This window comes from Candidatus Thiodubiliella endoseptemdiera (assembly GCF_964212635.1).
GTDB classification, from domain to species: Bacteria; Pseudomonadota; Gammaproteobacteria; order PS1; family Pseudothioglobaceae; genus Thiodubiliella; species Thiodubiliella endoseptemdiera.
Window position 1 is genome coordinate 1,681,785 of sequence record NZ_OZ156463.1, and the last position, 14,818, is coordinate 1,696,602.

At 38.5% G+C, this 14,818-nt stretch carries 15 protein-coding genes; 8 read left to right on the forward strand and 7 right to left on the reverse strand.

What is annotated here, in order from left to right; all coding sequences use genetic code 11:
* Positions 1-2 precede the first annotated feature (2 nt).
* Both AB8525_RS09055 and AB8525_RS09060 read right to left on the reverse strand, forming a co-directional pair.
* Positions 3-506: a peroxiredoxin family protein gene (locus tag AB8525_RS09055; RefSeq protein ID WP_369177501.1), complete on the reverse strand. Its 504-nt coding sequence runs from the start codon at positions 504-506 to the stop codon at positions 3-5.
* A complete protein-coding gene (locus AB8525_RS09060) occupies positions 503-1,264 on the reverse strand; it encodes a hypothetical protein (protein ID WP_369151119.1) in 762 nt (253 codons plus the stop codon). The genes AB8525_RS09055 and AB8525_RS09060 overlap by 4 nt, the downstream gene beginning before the upstream one ends.
* Before the next feature lie 31 nt (positions 1,265-1,295).
* Between AB8525_RS09060 and AB8525_RS09065 the strand changes: the two genes are divergently transcribed.
* The 8 genes from AB8525_RS09065 to gyrA all read left to right on the forward strand — a co-directional run bounded on the left by AB8525_RS09065 (position 1,296) and on the right by gyrA (position 9,605).
* Positions 1,296-1,445 (forward strand): hypothetical protein, encoded by a 150-nt coding sequence (locus AB8525_RS09065; protein WP_369150108.1) that lies wholly within the window; start codon positions 1,296-1,298, stop codon positions 1,443-1,445.
* A gap of 314 nt (positions 1,446-1,759) precedes the next feature.
* Positions 1,760-3,997 (forward strand): DNA topoisomerase IV subunit A, encoded by a 2,238-nt coding sequence (parC, locus tag AB8525_RS09070; protein ID WP_369177503.1) that lies wholly within the window; start codon positions 1,760-1,762, stop codon positions 3,995-3,997.
* On the forward strand, positions 3,990-4,460 hold the full coding sequence (locus tag AB8525_RS09075; protein ID WP_369177505.1) for a tetratricopeptide repeat protein: 471 nt from the start codon (positions 3,990-3,992) through the stop codon (positions 4,458-4,460). The genes parC and AB8525_RS09075 overlap by 8 nt, the downstream gene beginning before the upstream one ends.
* Before the next feature lie 2 nt (positions 4,461-4,462).
* Positions 4,463-4,609 (forward strand): hypothetical protein, encoded by a 147-nt coding sequence (locus AB8525_RS09080; protein WP_369149988.1) that lies wholly within the window; start codon positions 4,463-4,465, stop codon positions 4,607-4,609.
* 67 nt (positions 4,610-4,676) lie between these two features.
* Positions 4,677-5,051, forward strand: coding sequence for a 6-carboxytetrahydropterin synthase QueD (gene queD, locus AB8525_RS09085; protein WP_369151123.1), 375 nt, complete (start codon positions 4,677-4,679; stop codon positions 5,049-5,051).
* Positions 5,052-5,846 carry a GTP cyclohydrolase FolE2 gene (folE2, locus tag AB8525_RS09090; RefSeq protein WP_369177507.1) on the forward strand — a complete coding sequence of 265 codons (795 nt, stop codon included), beginning with the start codon at positions 5,052-5,054 and terminating at the stop codon, positions 5,844-5,846. It begins immediately after the preceding gene.
* A 3-nt stretch (positions 5,847-5,849) separates the two neighbouring features.
* Positions 5,850-6,917, forward strand: coding sequence for a 3-deoxy-7-phosphoheptulonate synthase (locus AB8525_RS09095; protein WP_369151126.1), 1,068 nt, complete (start codon positions 5,850-5,852; stop codon positions 6,915-6,917).
* Between the two features lie 60 nt (positions 6,918-6,977).
* On the forward strand, positions 6,978-9,605 hold the full coding sequence (gyrA, locus tag AB8525_RS09100; RefSeq protein WP_369177509.1) for a DNA gyrase subunit A: 2,628 nt from the start codon (positions 6,978-6,980) through the stop codon (positions 9,603-9,605).
* A 200-nt stretch (positions 9,606-9,805) separates the two neighbouring features.
* On the opposite strand, the gene msrA is transcribed toward gyrA, so the two are convergent.
* The 5 genes from msrA to mraY all read right to left on the reverse strand — a co-directional run bounded on the left by msrA (position 9,806) and on the right by mraY (position 14,817).
* Positions 9,806-11,095: a peptide-methionine (S)-S-oxide reductase MsrA gene (gene msrA / locus AB8525_RS09105; RefSeq protein WP_369177511.1), complete on the reverse strand. Its 1,290-nt coding sequence runs from the start codon at positions 11,093-11,095 to the stop codon at positions 9,806-9,808.
* Positions 11,096-11,157: 62 nt separating this feature from the next.
* The gene (locus AB8525_RS09110) at positions 11,158-12,726 is read right to left on the reverse strand and encodes a peptide chain release factor 3 (protein WP_369177512.1); all 1,569 of its coding nucleotides are present in this window, start codon (positions 12,724-12,726) and stop codon (positions 11,158-11,160) included.
* A complete protein-coding gene (locus AB8525_RS09115) occupies positions 12,723-13,280 on the reverse strand; it encodes a hypothetical protein (RefSeq protein ID WP_369151169.1) in 558 nt (185 codons plus the stop codon). The genes AB8525_RS09110 and AB8525_RS09115 overlap by 4 nt, the downstream gene beginning before the upstream one ends.
* An 8-nt stretch (positions 13,281-13,288) precedes the next feature.
* Positions 13,289-13,732, reverse strand: a complete 444-nt coding sequence (locus AB8525_RS09120; RefSeq protein WP_369151170.1) for a cytidine/deoxycytidylate deaminase family protein — start codon at positions 13,730-13,732, stop codon at positions 13,289-13,291.
* A complete protein-coding gene (mraY, locus tag AB8525_RS09125; protein WP_369177514.1) occupies positions 13,732-14,817 on the reverse strand; it encodes a phospho-N-acetylmuramoyl-pentapeptide-transferase in 1,086 nt (361 codons plus the stop codon). The genes AB8525_RS09120 and mraY overlap by 1 nt, the downstream gene beginning before the upstream one ends.
* Position 14,818: the final 1 nt, after the last annotated feature.

Here is a 14,818-nt window from a genome sequence, read left to right on the forward strand (position 1 = left end):
TTTTAGAATTTTGAGAGTTGTGTTATCTTTTTAACAATTTCTTTAGAATTCCATTCAACACCGCCAAATAAAGTATAAATAATTTCACCTTGTTTGTTAATCAAGAAATTTGAAGGTGCTGCAAATACTTGCCATTGTTGAATACTAGAGCCGTCTTCGTTCATTAATATAGTAAATTCTGGATTAACAATTTTTACAAATTTTTCAACTTCGGCTTTACTTTCTGCCATATTAATGGCTAAGATTTTAAAAGGTATATCTGCTTTCTTGAGCTTACTTTGTAAACTATTCATGGAGGGCATCTCCTTGATACAAGGCGGGCAATAAGTTGCCCAAAATTGCACTAAAACTATATTCCCTTTATATTGGGACAAGGTATGTATTTTGCCATTTAAATCTGGCAGGGAAATAGTGGGTTTTTTAATTAATCCCGTGTATTTTTTAAGCTCTACTGCGTTTGTGTTTAGCGTAATTATAAGTAATAATGCCAAGAATATTTTATTCATTCTAAAATTCCTTTTTGTAAGTAAAATAGACTCACTTTGATTAAACCAGATAGTTCTGAAGTAACCATATCTTCAGTTCTGTTTGGGTCTTTGCGTTTAAAAAAATATCCTCGAATATCGGGTATAACTTTGGAAATAACTTTACTGCCACCTGCACTTAATTTCATACTTAAATGTTTAAGCCCCCATTTATTTGGGGTTCTGCCACCTTCTAATATCATAATTGGTTTTTTAGTTGTACCAACCGCACTAACATATTTTGGCTTAACGCCAGGTATAGGCTCAGCACTATTAAGCCGAGGAAATAATAATATTAACCCCTTTAAACCGTCAGAATTTTGATATTTTTCATGCCATTTTGCTGCGGCGCGTAATGCTAGTTGTGTGCCAGCCCCAGAAGCAATCAAATAAATATCTTTGCCTGTTTTTATAGCTTTTTGGACAATACGAACTAAGTCTTCATTCTTTATTTTTGCATAACTACTACGCACTTTTGGCAGCATATAAGTGCTTAATATGTCTGGCATCCATACTTCTAAGCCATCTTCAGATAAAGATTTGGCAACGGATTCTTCGTTTTTACTTTTGTCGAAATCACATGGAAACCCTAGTAGCAAAACATTTCCTTTTGCAGGAAAAATTCTAAGCTCTATATCTTCTCCCGAAGGCATTTTAATCGTTGTAATTTTTTGGGCTATAGATGGCGTACTTAAGATAAAGAACCCAATAAAGATAATTTTTTTGATGGTAATTAGCATAATTTAAATATATTGAGACCTTTGCATAAATATGAATAATCATCAAAACGCCATCTTTCATCAAATTACAAACTTTTTAAAAACACCCTTAGCCCTGCTAGGAGTGGATTTAAAAAATTTCCAATTTAATAAAATCTGTCATTTTGCTAATCATCCCTATTTATGCAAAGGACTCTTGTAATATTTAGGAAAGAGTCGTATAACTCTTAATAATTTTGGAGCATTTTTAAAAAAAATGATCTTCACACTAAACATGAAGCGACAAAAGGTTAACCTTTCTTGTATTTAAATAACAAACTTTGTATCCCCTTATTGATGAATAAATGTTTTTTGGTAAAATGTATTGACAATATGTAGGGCGATTAAGTTAATTATCTGTTTACTCAACAATGTTAGAAAAGTTAGAAAACTTTACACTTTCAATTAAAGCGTTTAGCAATTCGGTTAAAATAATCCGAACTTTTATGTATTCCTTTAGGGAAAAATTAGGGAAAAATGAGCCAAATCAACCTTGAACAACAAAGTGTCGCTGAATTTAGTGAACGCGCTTATCTTGATTATTCGATGTATGTCATTCTTGACCGTGCATTGCCGTTTGTGGGCGATGGGCTAAAGCCTGTTCAACGCCGTATTGTTTATGCGATGAGTGAATTGGGGCTTAAATCAACGGCTAAATTTAAAAAATCTGCTCGAACTGTTGGTGATGTTTTGGGTAAATTTCATCCGCACGGCGATAGTGCCTGTTATGAGGCGATGGTGTTAATGGCACAGCCGTTTTCGTATCGTTATCCGTTTATTGATGGGCAAGGGAATTGGGGTGCACCTGATGACCCAAAATCGTTTGCGGCGATGCGTTATACCGAAAGCAAATTATCTCGTTATGCGGATTTATTGCTCTCGGAAATCAATCAAGGCACAGTGGAATGGGCGGATAATTTTGATGGTTCTTTGCAAGAGCCGAAGCAATTGCCAGCAAAAATCCCCAATCTTTTATTGAATGGAACTTCAGGTATTGCCGTGGGTATGGCGACCGATGTGCCACCGCATAATTTGACCGAAGTGGTGAATGCTTGTATTCAATTGCTGGATAAACCATCAGCTGAGTTAGATGAAATTATGCAAATTATGCCCGCACCTGATTATCCAACTGCTGCGGATATTGTTTCAAGTGAAGCGGATATTAAACAGATTTATGCAACAGGGCATGGTAGCGTTAAAATGCGTGCCACTTACCAAAAAGAAAAGGGTGAAATTGTTGTTGAAACCTTACCATATCAAACTTCTGGCTCTAAAGTTATCACTCAGATTGCCGACCAAATGCGTAAGAAGAAATTGCCATTAGTGGAGGATATTCGTGATGAATCCGACCACGAAAATCCAACTCGGATTGTGATTGTTCCAAGGTCAAATCGTGTAGATACTGATGCGTTAATGTCGCATTTATTTGCCACTACTGATTTGGAAAAAAATTACCGCGTCAATATGAATGTGATTGGTTTGGACGGTAAACCACAGGTTAAACCACTCATCCCAATGCTGAAAGAATGGCTCACCTATCGCACGCAAGTGGTTACCAATCGCCTAGACCACCGTTTGGATAAAATTTTGGCAAGGTTGCACATCTTAGAAGGTTTATTAATTGCCTTTTTGAATATCGATGAAGTGATTGCCATTATTCGAGAAAATGATAAACCCAAGTCAATATTGATTGCTCGTTTTAAGTTAAGCGAAATCCAAGCCGAAGCAATTTTGGAATTAAAACTGCGTCATCTTGCCAAATTAGAAGAGATGAAAATTCAAAGTGAACAAGAGGAATTAGTCGCTGAAAAAGAAAAATTAGACTTATTATTATCAAGTGAAGCCCGACTAAAAACTTACATTAAAAATGAATTAAGGGTCATTGTTAAAGAGTTCGGCGACAAAAGACGATCAAGTATTAAGCCGAGTTCTATACAATCTCAAGCCTTCAGCGAGGATGATATGATGCCTGCTGAAAATGTTACGGTAGTATTGAGCGATAAGGGTTGGGTTCGTAGTGCCAAAGGGCACGATATTGACTCTAGCGCCCTAAATTACAAATCAGGCGACGGCTACTCAACCAGTGCCAAAGGTCGTAGCAATAAAAATGCAATTTTCTTAGATTCAACAGGGCGTTCTTATTCATTAAGTGCAAACTCTTTACCAAGTGCCAGAGGGCAAGGTGAGCCACTTACTGGTCGATTGACTCCACCGATGGGCGCTGAATTTGTTGATGTGGTTATGGGTGATGATGAGCAACATATTTTGTTGGCTTCTAGTGCAGGTTATGGTTTTATTGCCACTATTGGCGATTTATTATCTAAGAAAAAAGCAGGTAAAACTTCCTTATCATTGCCTGGTGTTTCTAAAGTAATGCCTGTCATTAATGTTGATGATTTAGATAATCAATTTATCGCCGTAACCACTAATCGTGGGCGTTTATTAGTGTTTCCAGTGGCTGAATTACCAATTTTATCTAAAGGCAAAGGCAACAAACTCATTCAAATCCCATCAAAAGAAATGAAAGATGGTACAGAATTTGTCGTCAGCATCTGTATCCTATTGGCAACTCAAAATCTAAAAGTTACTGCAGGAAAACGCCACCTAACCATCAAATTCCAAGACCTTACCAACTATATTGGTACCCGTGCAAGACGCGGTAATTTACTACCAAAAGGTTATCAAAACCTTTCTAAAATTGAAGCAGTTGATTAAAAAAAATAAGACATTTTTATTAACATTTCTTCTAGGGCTTAGTTTTTCAACTGTAGCTTTAGATTTTTTTCAAACAAAAGCCCTTGCAGAACAAGGAAACGCTAACGCACAATATAATTTGGGGCGTATATATGAAGGCAGAAGTGCTAATGATTCTGTGCATGACATTCGTACAGATGATAATCAGGCTTTAAAATGGTATAAAAAAGTAGCAGAACAAGGGCATATTGAAGCACAATACGATGTGGGGTATATGTACGAAGTTGGGCAGGGTGTTTTAGAAGATTATCAACAGGCTATTAAATGGTATTCAAAATCGGCAAAACAAGGAAATAACAAAGCAAAGGACAAACTGAAAACCGCTCCGATAGATGTCGGCACGAGTGTGGTTGCGTCTGATCCTAAATCTATACTTAAGCCTAAATCTAATTTTTGGATTATAGTATTAGAGACCTTTGCATAAATATGAATAATCATCAAAACGCCATCTTTCATCAAATTACAAACTTTTTAAAAACACCCTTAGCCCTGCTAGGAGTGGATTTAAAAAATTTCCAATTTAATAAAATCTGTCATTTTGCTAATCATCCCTATTTATGCAAAGGTCTCTAGTAATTCAAAGTGTAATACTGTATCAGTAGTTGGTATAATAACGCCTTTCCAATTTTTCCGAATTACTATGTTCGTCTTAAAAATTGTTACCGATTTCGGTGCAGCCCATTCCTTACGAAACTATCCTGGTGATTGTGCACGCTTGCATGGCCATAACTGGGGGGTTGAGATGTCTATTGAGGCGCAGGAGCTTGATGTGAACGGCATTGCGATTGATTTTCGCGAAATCAAAAAACAAACCAAAGCAGTGGTTAAAAGATTGGATCATCAATATTTGAATGAGATTACGCCTTTTGATAAACTCAATCCAACTGCTGAAAATATTGCAAAATATATGTATCAAGAAGTTGCAAAATTAATTAATAATCAAGATGTCCGTGTTTGCGAAGTAATTATTTGGGAAACGCCCAGAGCATCTGTTACCTATTCGGAGCCAAGATAAATGAGCATATGTAATTTACCCGATACACAAAATAATGCAGACACTCGACAAATCGTTATTGATAAAGTAGGCATCAAGGATATTTCACACCCGATGACTTATATTGACCGTGCTGGCAATAAAAATCCAACGGTGGGTAATTGGACCATGACGGTAACCTTGCCAGAGCATGTGAAAGGCACGCATATGTCGCGTTTTATTGAGATTTTAAATACAGGGTCTTGTGAATTTAACTGTGGTAATTTTGGTCAGATTATTGATAAAGTACAGGCAAAATTAGATGCAGATAATGCATATGTAACAGTTGATTTCCCATTTTTCCGCAACAAAAAAGCCCCGTCTTCGGGTGTAGAATCGTTGATGGATTATCAGGTAACTTTGTATGGTATTTTAAATCAAGGTGTGACCGAAGTGATGGCGAAGGTTGTGGTGCCAGTGACCAGTCTTTGCCCATGTTCAAAGAGTATTTCTAAATATGGTGCGCATAATCAGCGTTCACATATTACTATTAAAGCGAGAATTGCAAAGGGTAAAACTTTGCAGATAGAGGATTTAATTGATTTGGCAGAAGCGCAAGCATCGTGTGAGTTGTATGCGATTTTAAAACGAGATGACGAAAAAATTGTGACCGAGAGAGCTTATGACAATCCTGCTTTTGTTGAAGATTTAGTGCGTGATATCGCGGTCGGCTTGAATGCGAATGACAGTATTGATTACTACCGTTTAGAATCAGAAAATTTTGAATCTATTCATAACCATTCAGCTTATGCAGTTATTGAGAAAAATAAAATTTAGACCATGTTAAAGAAGATTTTACAAAAAATTAGCAATATCCGCATTACTAAATCGGAGTCTATTACTCCCCCAATGGTGTATATCAAGCGACATGAGGTCAAGAAGCCCGAGTCTGATTTTATTGTTGATGCGCGTCAAACTATTGCTGATATTCTGAAAGGTAAGGATAAACGCCTACTAGTCGTTGTTGGGCCCTGTTCTATACACGATACCAAGGCAGCGATAGAATATGCTGAAAAATTAGCAACCTTGCGAGACGAGCTCAAAGACAATTTATTTATTGTAATGCGGGTGTATTTTGAAAAGCCACGCACTACTGTTGGATGGAAGGGTTTGATTTATGACCCAGATTTGGATAATAGCAATCATATGGAAAAAGGCTTTGATTTGGCACGCAAATTATTGCTGGATTTGGCAAAAATACGCTTACCGACAGCTACCGAATACTTGGATCTCATTACCCCGCAATATATTTCTGATTTGATTTCGTGGGGTGCTATTGGCGCACGCACCACAGAAAGTCAAACACATCGTGAACTGGCATCAGGGTTATCTTGTCCTGTGGGCTTTAAAAATGGGACAGATGGTGGTGTTCAGGTAGCTATTGATGCGGTGGTTTCTGCCAGTAGTTCGCATATGTTTTGGTCGATTAATAAAAAAGGCATGATTAATCGTTACACAACATTAGGTAATTCAAATTGCCATGTGATTTTGCGTGGTGGCAAAGATGATACCAATTTTGATAGTGAAAGCATAAAAGAAACGGTTGAAAAACTTGCCAATGCGAAGTTGCCACAGCAATTGATGGTAGATTTTTCACACGCCAATAGTGAGAAAAAATTCAAAAATCAAATTAAGGTTGGCAAAGATATTGCCGAGCAAATTAGTGCAGGCTCTAAGCAGATTGCTGGGGTGATGATAGAGTCACATTTGAACGAAGGAAATCAGCCCGTTGGGTCATTGAAATTACTCAAATACGGCGTCAGTATTACCGATGGCTGTATCAATTGGAATGATACCGAAAAACTGCTTAAAACATTGGCAAACGCCGTTCAAAAAAGAAACGCATAAGCTACTAATTCTCCCTTATTTAGGGTAAAATAAAAGTCAATTTATTAAAGCCATTTTTGTATGTCTGAAAATACCGATATTCCTGAAGTTTTTGAACCTAATTTCCCCGTAGTTACCATTGAAGATGAGATGCGAGATTCCTATTTGGAATACGCAATGAGCGTCATCGTTGGTCGCGCCTTGCCTGATGTGCGAGATGGACTAAAACCTGTGCATCGTCGTGTTCTTTACGCAATGAATGTGCTGGGCAATGACTACAACAAAGCCTACAAAAAATCAGCCCGTATTGTCGGTGATGTGATTGGTAAATATCACCCACACGGTGATACGGCAGTCTATGACACTATTGTCCGCATGGCACAACCATTTTCAATGCGTAGTATTCTTATTGACGGACAGGGTAACTTTGGTTCAGTTGATGGTGACCGTGCAGCAGCAATGCGTTATACAGAAATTCGCATGTCAAAACTTTCGCACGAATTATTGCGTGATTTAGACAAAAAAACCGTTGATTTTATTGACAACTACGATGGCTCAGAATCGGAGCCAAGCGTACTTCCAACGCGCGTACCAACCTTATTGGTAAATGGTTCATCGGGTATTGCGGTAGGTATGGCAACCAACATTCCACCCCATAATTTAGGTGAGGCAATCAACGCCTGCCTAAAAGTGATTGACAATGACAGCGTTACGACTGATGAATTATTAGAAATTATGCCAGGTCCAGATTTCCCAACAGCAGGTATTATCAATGGTGCATCAGGTATTCGCCAAGCCTACGAAACAGGCAAAGGTAAGATTTATTTGCGTTCTGTTTCTCATGTGGAGGGCGAAGACAAGCAAAGTATCGTTGTAACTGAACTGCCATATCAAGTCAATAAAGCCAAATTGATTGGCAAAATTGCTGAATTGGTTAAAGATAAAAGAGTGGATGGCATTACCGGTTTAAGAGATGAGTCTGATAAAGATGGTATGCGTATGGTGATTGAATTGCGTCGTGGCGAAGTACCAGAAGTGATGCTCAATAATCTCTATAAATTAACTGAAATGCAAACGGTTTTCGGCATCAATATGGTTGCGATTGACAAAGGTATGCCGAAATTGATGACGCTTAAAGGGATTTTAGATGCCTTTATTGCCCATCGTCGTGATGTGGTTACTCGCCGCTCTATTTTTGAGTTGAATAAAGCGAGAAATCGTGCGCACATTTTAGAAGGTTTGTCAGTGGCTTTAAGCAACATTAATGAAATTATTGAATTGGTAAAAGCCGCCCCAAGCCCAACTGATGCAAGAGAGCAACTAATTGCCAGAACTTGGGAAGGCAGTGTTATTAAAGACCTGATTGGCGACCGTGATATGGCGTTATTCAAGCCAGAAGAGCTAGCAGCCGAACTTGGTTTGCAGGAAAATGGTGATTATCAATTGTCATTGAAACAAGCACAAGCAATTTTGGACTTGAAACTACATCGTTTAACTGGCCTAGAAAAAGACAAGATTTTTGATGAATTTAACGAATTATTAGAATCTATCAAGTACCTATTAGACATCCTCCAAACTCCTGAAAAACTGATGCAAGTGATTCGTGATGAATTAGTTGAAGTGCGTGATAATTTTGCTGACGATAGAATGAGTGAAATCTTAGAAAATAAGATTGACTTAACTTTAGAAGACCTCATTGCACAGGAAGAACGCGTGGTTACTTTATCACACGGTGGCTATGTTAAAGCACAAGCGTTAGGCGATTACCAAGCACAACGCCGTGGCGGCAAAGGCAAAGCGGCAACAAAAATGAAAGACGAAGACTTTGTTGATCAATTATTTGTAGCAAATTCACACGACACCGTCTTGTGTTTTTCATCAAAAGGCAAGGTGCATTGGCTTAAAGTATATGAATTGCCAATGGCATCACGCGTTGCTCGTGGCAAGCCAATTATTAATTTATTACCCCTGGAAAAAGAAGAAGTCATTAACGCTATTCTGCCAGTATCCGAATTTACCGATGACCAATTTGTATTTATGGTAACCAGTAGTGGCACCTGTAAAAAAACTGCACTCACCAACTTCTCACGCCCAAGAAAAGGCGGTATTATTGCCATCGACTTGAGAGATGGTGATAAATTAGTTGGTGTTAAAATCACCTCGGGCGACAATGATATTATGCTGTTTTCAGCAAACGGTAAATCAATTAGATTTAAAGAGGACGATGTCCGTGCCGTAGGTCGCACAGCGATTGGTGTTCGAGGTATGAGACTGAAAGACGATGAAATTGTCTCAGCCATCGTTGCTAATGTCGACAGCCCAATCCTTACTGCCACCGAAAAAGGCTATGGGAAACGCACTAACCTTGACGAATACCGTGCCCAAGCACGCGGTGGCTCAGGTGTAATATCTATTAAAACCAGCGACAGAAATGGCAAAGTTGTCGGCGCAATTCAAGTAACGGACGAAGATGAAATGATGCTTATCTCCAACAAAGGCACACTAGTCAGAACCCGTGCCGTTGACATCTCCATCATTGGTCGGAATACCCAAGGTGTAACCCTAATTAACATCGCCAAAGGCGAAAAGTTGGTGTCAGTGGCTAAAATTGCCGAAACCGAAGATGATGAAGTAATAGCAAGCGAAGTAGATACGGTTAACGGTGCACCAGTTAAAAGTAATGAGGATGTAACAGAAACAAAAGAATAATGAATAATTATCGTGTTATCTTAAGTGAGACCTTTGCATAAATAGGGATGATTAGCAAAATGACAGATTTTATTAAATTGGAAATTTTTTAAATCCACTCCTAGCAGTGGCTAAGGGTGTTTTTAAAAAGTTTGTAATTTGATGAAAGATGGCGTTTTGATGATTATTCATATTTATGCAAAGGTCTCAAGTTGTTAAAGTTATTTTTTATTAGCAACAAAATCCAACACAGTGGCATTGATGCAGAAACGACGATTGCCATCTGGACCGTCTTCAAATACATGTCCTAAGTGGATGCCAGTGCTTTTGGAAAGGATTTCGATACGATTCATACCGTAACTGTTGTCGGGTTTTTCAAGTGTGGTGCCGTCAATGGCTTTGGTGAAACTGAGCCAGCCACTTTTAGAGTTGAAGCGGTCGGTGGTATCAAACAGTGCTACGCCTGAAAGTTTGTCAACAAAGACGCCATCAGGGGTGTTTTTGAAAATATCATATTGCTTACAAAATCTACCTTCAGTGCCTTGGTTAAAGGCGATGTCAAAGGCTTTGGAATCACCGAGTTTGAATTTACCCAAGGCTTTGTAAAATTCTTTTGGCGATAGATAGCCTTGAAAACCTGCTTTTTCTACACCATCTTCGATAAATAAAATAGTTGGCGTGGCAAAGGTTGGGGTTTTGATTGTATAGCCTTTAAGGTTGTGTGCAAATACGCTTCTAACAGGGATACTGCCCCTATAATTGTCTAGCACTTTTTGCTTAAAAGCGACACAATACGGACAATAAGCATCGGATTCAATCACCACAATTTCTTTGCCTTCTAGGGGTTTTAAGATAAGGTCTTTCAGGTGTTGGTTATAAGTGCCACTGAGTTCTTCTTTGTTCATGCCTTTGTTGGCAAACTTTACTCCTGTTTTATGATTGGGGCAGTAGCCGTTTGGATTGTTTGCGAGGTAGTTTTGATGGTAATCTTCTGCTGGCCAGAATTTATCCAGTGGTTTTAACTCGGTAACAATTTCACCAAGGCCTTTATCTGTGAGTAATTTTTGATATTCATCTTTGGTTTGTAGGGCAATTTTTTTTTGTTCGTCTGTTGTCCAATAAATGGCAGAACGATAGTTGTTGCCTTTATCGTTGCCTTGTCCATCGGTTTGTGTGGGGTTGTGGAGTTCCCAGAAATTTTTGATTAAAAATTCGGTAGAGACCATTTTTGTGTCATAAGTTACTTTGACCGCTTCGGTGTGATTAAGAATGCGTTTATCAGGCTCTTCATTTCCTTCTTCATCTTCATCAGTCCAACCTATTTTTTCAAGCAGTGTTAAAAAATTAAACCCACTGTTATTATCTTTATTTGCCAATACAGTGCGATAAGTTGGATTATCATAATTCCCACCAGCATAGCCAGAGACAGCATCCACCACACCCGGTATTTGTTCAAAATTCTTTTCTACACCCCAAAAACAGCCTGCGGCAAATACAATTTCTAATAGCATAATATCTCCTTCAAATTCAGTTACATTTTATACGAATAATTCATTTAAATAGTTGCAACTATTTAATGCTCACGAGTGGCAGCAAAAGTAATATTTGGATGGCGTTCTTCAGTTAATTGCAAGTTAACCATAGACGGTGCCAAATAAGTCAATACACCCGCAGAGTCAATTGCTACATTATTACCTGCCTTAATTTTAAGCTGTTCAATATCCTTGTCCTCGCCTGTTATCCAGCGAGCAGTGGCAACGGCAATATTCTCAAATTGACAATCAACACTATATTCATATTTCAAACGATGGGCGACCACATCAAATTGCAAGACACCAACTGCACCTAAAATTTGTGAATTATTAATTAGTGGGCGAAACACTTGCGTTGCCCCTTCTTCTGATAATTGATCCAATCCCTTTTGCAAGGCTTTGGCTTTGAGCGGGTCCTTTAAAACAGCACGACGAAATAATTCTGGTGCAAAATTAGGAATACCTTTAAAACTGAGTTTCTCCCCTTGAGTAAAAGTATCGCCAATAGCAATACCGCCGTGATTGTGAATACCAATAACATCCCCCGCATATGCTACTTCCGCTGATGAGCGTTCACGCGACATAAAAGTAACCGCATTGGCAATTTTTATTTGCTTACCAGTGGCAACTTGCAAGACTTTCATACCTTTTTTATATTCGCCACTAACAATACGCATAAAAGCAAGTCGGTCGTGGTGTTTTGGGTCCATATTGGCTTGAATTTTAAACACAAAACCTGTGAGTTTTTCCTCATCAGGATTGACTTTTCGAATATCTGACGCACGCTTTTGCGGTATCGGCGCATATTCAAGAAACCCGTCTAGTAGATTTTGAATGCCAAAATTTGAAATGGCTGAGCCAAAAAACACAGGCGTTTGTTTACCTGTCAAAAATTCATCCAAAGCAAAAGGTGTGGTCGTTTCACGAATCAATTCTACTTCCTCCCGCATTTGGGCAACCACATCCTCTCCTAAGGCTGTGCTTAATTCAGGATTATCAACCCCCTCAATCACAATTTCCTCCCCAATTTCAGAGTTTTTCCCCGCCTCATACAAATATATCTTGTCCTCCAATAAATGCACCACCCCCTTAAACGATTTACCCATACCAATCGGCCAAGTAATCGGCGCACATTCAATATTCAGCACCGTTTCCACCTCATCCAACAAATCAATCGGCGTTTTACCTTCCCTATCCAATTTATTGATAAAAGTCAAAATAGGCGTATCACGCAATCGACACACTTCCATTAATTTAATTGTCCGCATCTCTACACCTTTGGCAACATCAATTACCATCAAGGCAGAATCCACTGCCGTCAAAGTGCGATAAGTATCTTCTGAAAAATCCTCATGCCCGGGTGTATCTAGTAAATTAATGACATGATTATCATATTCAAATTGCATAATCGATGAGGTAATAGAGATGCCCCTTTCTTTTTCCATTTCCATCCAGTCAGAAGTAGCATGGGTGTTTGCCTTCCTCGCCTTAACACTGCCCGCTGTTTTAATGGCACCTGCATACAACAACAATTTTTCAGTTACCGTCGTTTTACCCGCATCAGGGTGAGAGATAATCGCAAAAGTGCGTCTTTTAGAAACTTCGTTCATAATCCAATTTTATTTTTTATTTCATCAACAGTAGGCACTTGCAAACCACAAACTTTATCACTTTGATTGTCGGCATTACTGGGGTTAGTTATATTATTGATTTTATCCAAGTCTTTCATATTCTTACAAGATAGATAAATTTCTGTTCCTGCCGCTGCCACAATCGTGTCGATACCCAAAATAGGAATGGATTCAAAGGGTATTGAGACAAAGTTGGAGGTGGCAATTTTGGCTGTGCGTATTCTCATTCTTTTGATAGCAGTCTTTATTATTTTTGCTTTTTGTTGGTTGTTAGCGATAAAGCCACGAGTTATATTTTTGAGTAACTTATTGTCCTTTTTTATTTCTTTATTTTCCTTTATAAGTTTTGTATTCTTGTGTTTAAGTGTTTGATGCTTTGTCGCTATGCTGTTGTTAAGTAATGAAGGAATAGGTAGGTGGGAAAGCAATCCATATAAGGCATTATAAGCAGTAGCACTAACAAGTGTTGCCACATTTAAACCTAATAGCGATACAACAATAATGATAAAAAATATTTTTCTGGTTACTTTCATAATAGACATTATTTAATAATGAGTTCAACGCCAGCTTCATCAAACATCGCTTTTGAGAGTTTGACACTGTCATTCCAGTTGTCAAGTTCTTTGGATTTTTCCACTACTACTTTTTTAATGCCGACTTGAATAATGCCCTTGGCACATTCTGAGCAAATTGGCAAACCGTAAACATAGAGTATGGCACCATCCAGTGAAGTGCCAGAATAAGTGGCATTGTAAATTGCATTCATTTCTGCATGAACCACAAATTTGTATTTATCTTCTCTGTTATTGTAGCGCTCATCGGTATCGTGAATGCCTCGTGGGAAGCCATTAAACCCCTGAGAAAGCACTTCTTTTTTACGACCAACGGTAACCGCACCGACTTGAGTAGAGGGGTCTTTTGACCAAGTGGCAATTTCTTTTGCTAATGATAAGTAACGCTCATCCCATTTGTCTAATGTGTTCATCAGCGTATTTTAATAGAGGCTAGACTGATTAGCACTAAAATTAAAGTAACCATCCAAAAACGCACGATAATTTTTGGCTCGGACATGCCTTTTTTCTCATAATGATGATGAAGAGGCGCCATTAGGAAAATGCGGGTTTTGGTGCGTTTATACCAAAATACTTGAATCATCACAGAAAGCGTTTCAGCGACAAAAATACCACCCATAATGAATAGTAAGATTTCTTGGCGAACAATAATGGCAATCACTGCCAAAATTGCACCAAGAGACAAAGAGCCAACATCACCCATAAACACTTCAGCAGGATAGGTATTAAACCATAAAAAACCTAAGCCAGCGCCAATCAATGCAGCACAAACAACGAATATTTCGCTGGTGGCTGACATAAACGGTATATGCAGATATTGGGAGAAACTATAATTGCCACTAATATAAGCAAAAATTGCCAGTGCACCTAAGATTAGGACAACTGGCATAATTGCTAAGCCATCTAGCCCATCGGTTAGATTGACTGCATTCGAACTGCCAACAATGACAAAATAAGAAAAAATAGCCAGCCCTATTGCACCTAATGGCAATGTCAAATCTTTGGAAAAAGGGATTAAAAGATCAGTGGGAATAGGTTGCTGTGTGTTGCCGATCAACCAAGCAGCAATGGCAATTGCACTAAAGGATTGTGCTAAGTATTTTTGTCTAGCGCTTAACCCATTAGAGGATTTTTTAGTAATTTTTAAATAGTCATCAGCAAAACCAATTGCACCAAAAACCAGCCCAGTAACCACCACAATCCAAAGATAAATATTGTGCCAATTGCCCCACACTAGCACACTACTAATAAAGGAAAATAAAATCAAGATACCGCCCATTGTCGGCGTGCCTGCCTTAGATAAATGAGACTGTGGACCATCATCTCTAATAATTTGAGCGATTTGCAACTGCTGTAATTTGTTAATGAAAAAACCACCCAAGGCGAGCGTGATAAACAAAGACATCAACATCGCCAAAATAGCACGAAGCGTCAGGTATTGTAAAACACTAAAGCCCGCATCAAGTTGGGTGAAAAAATTGATGAATTCTAAAAACATG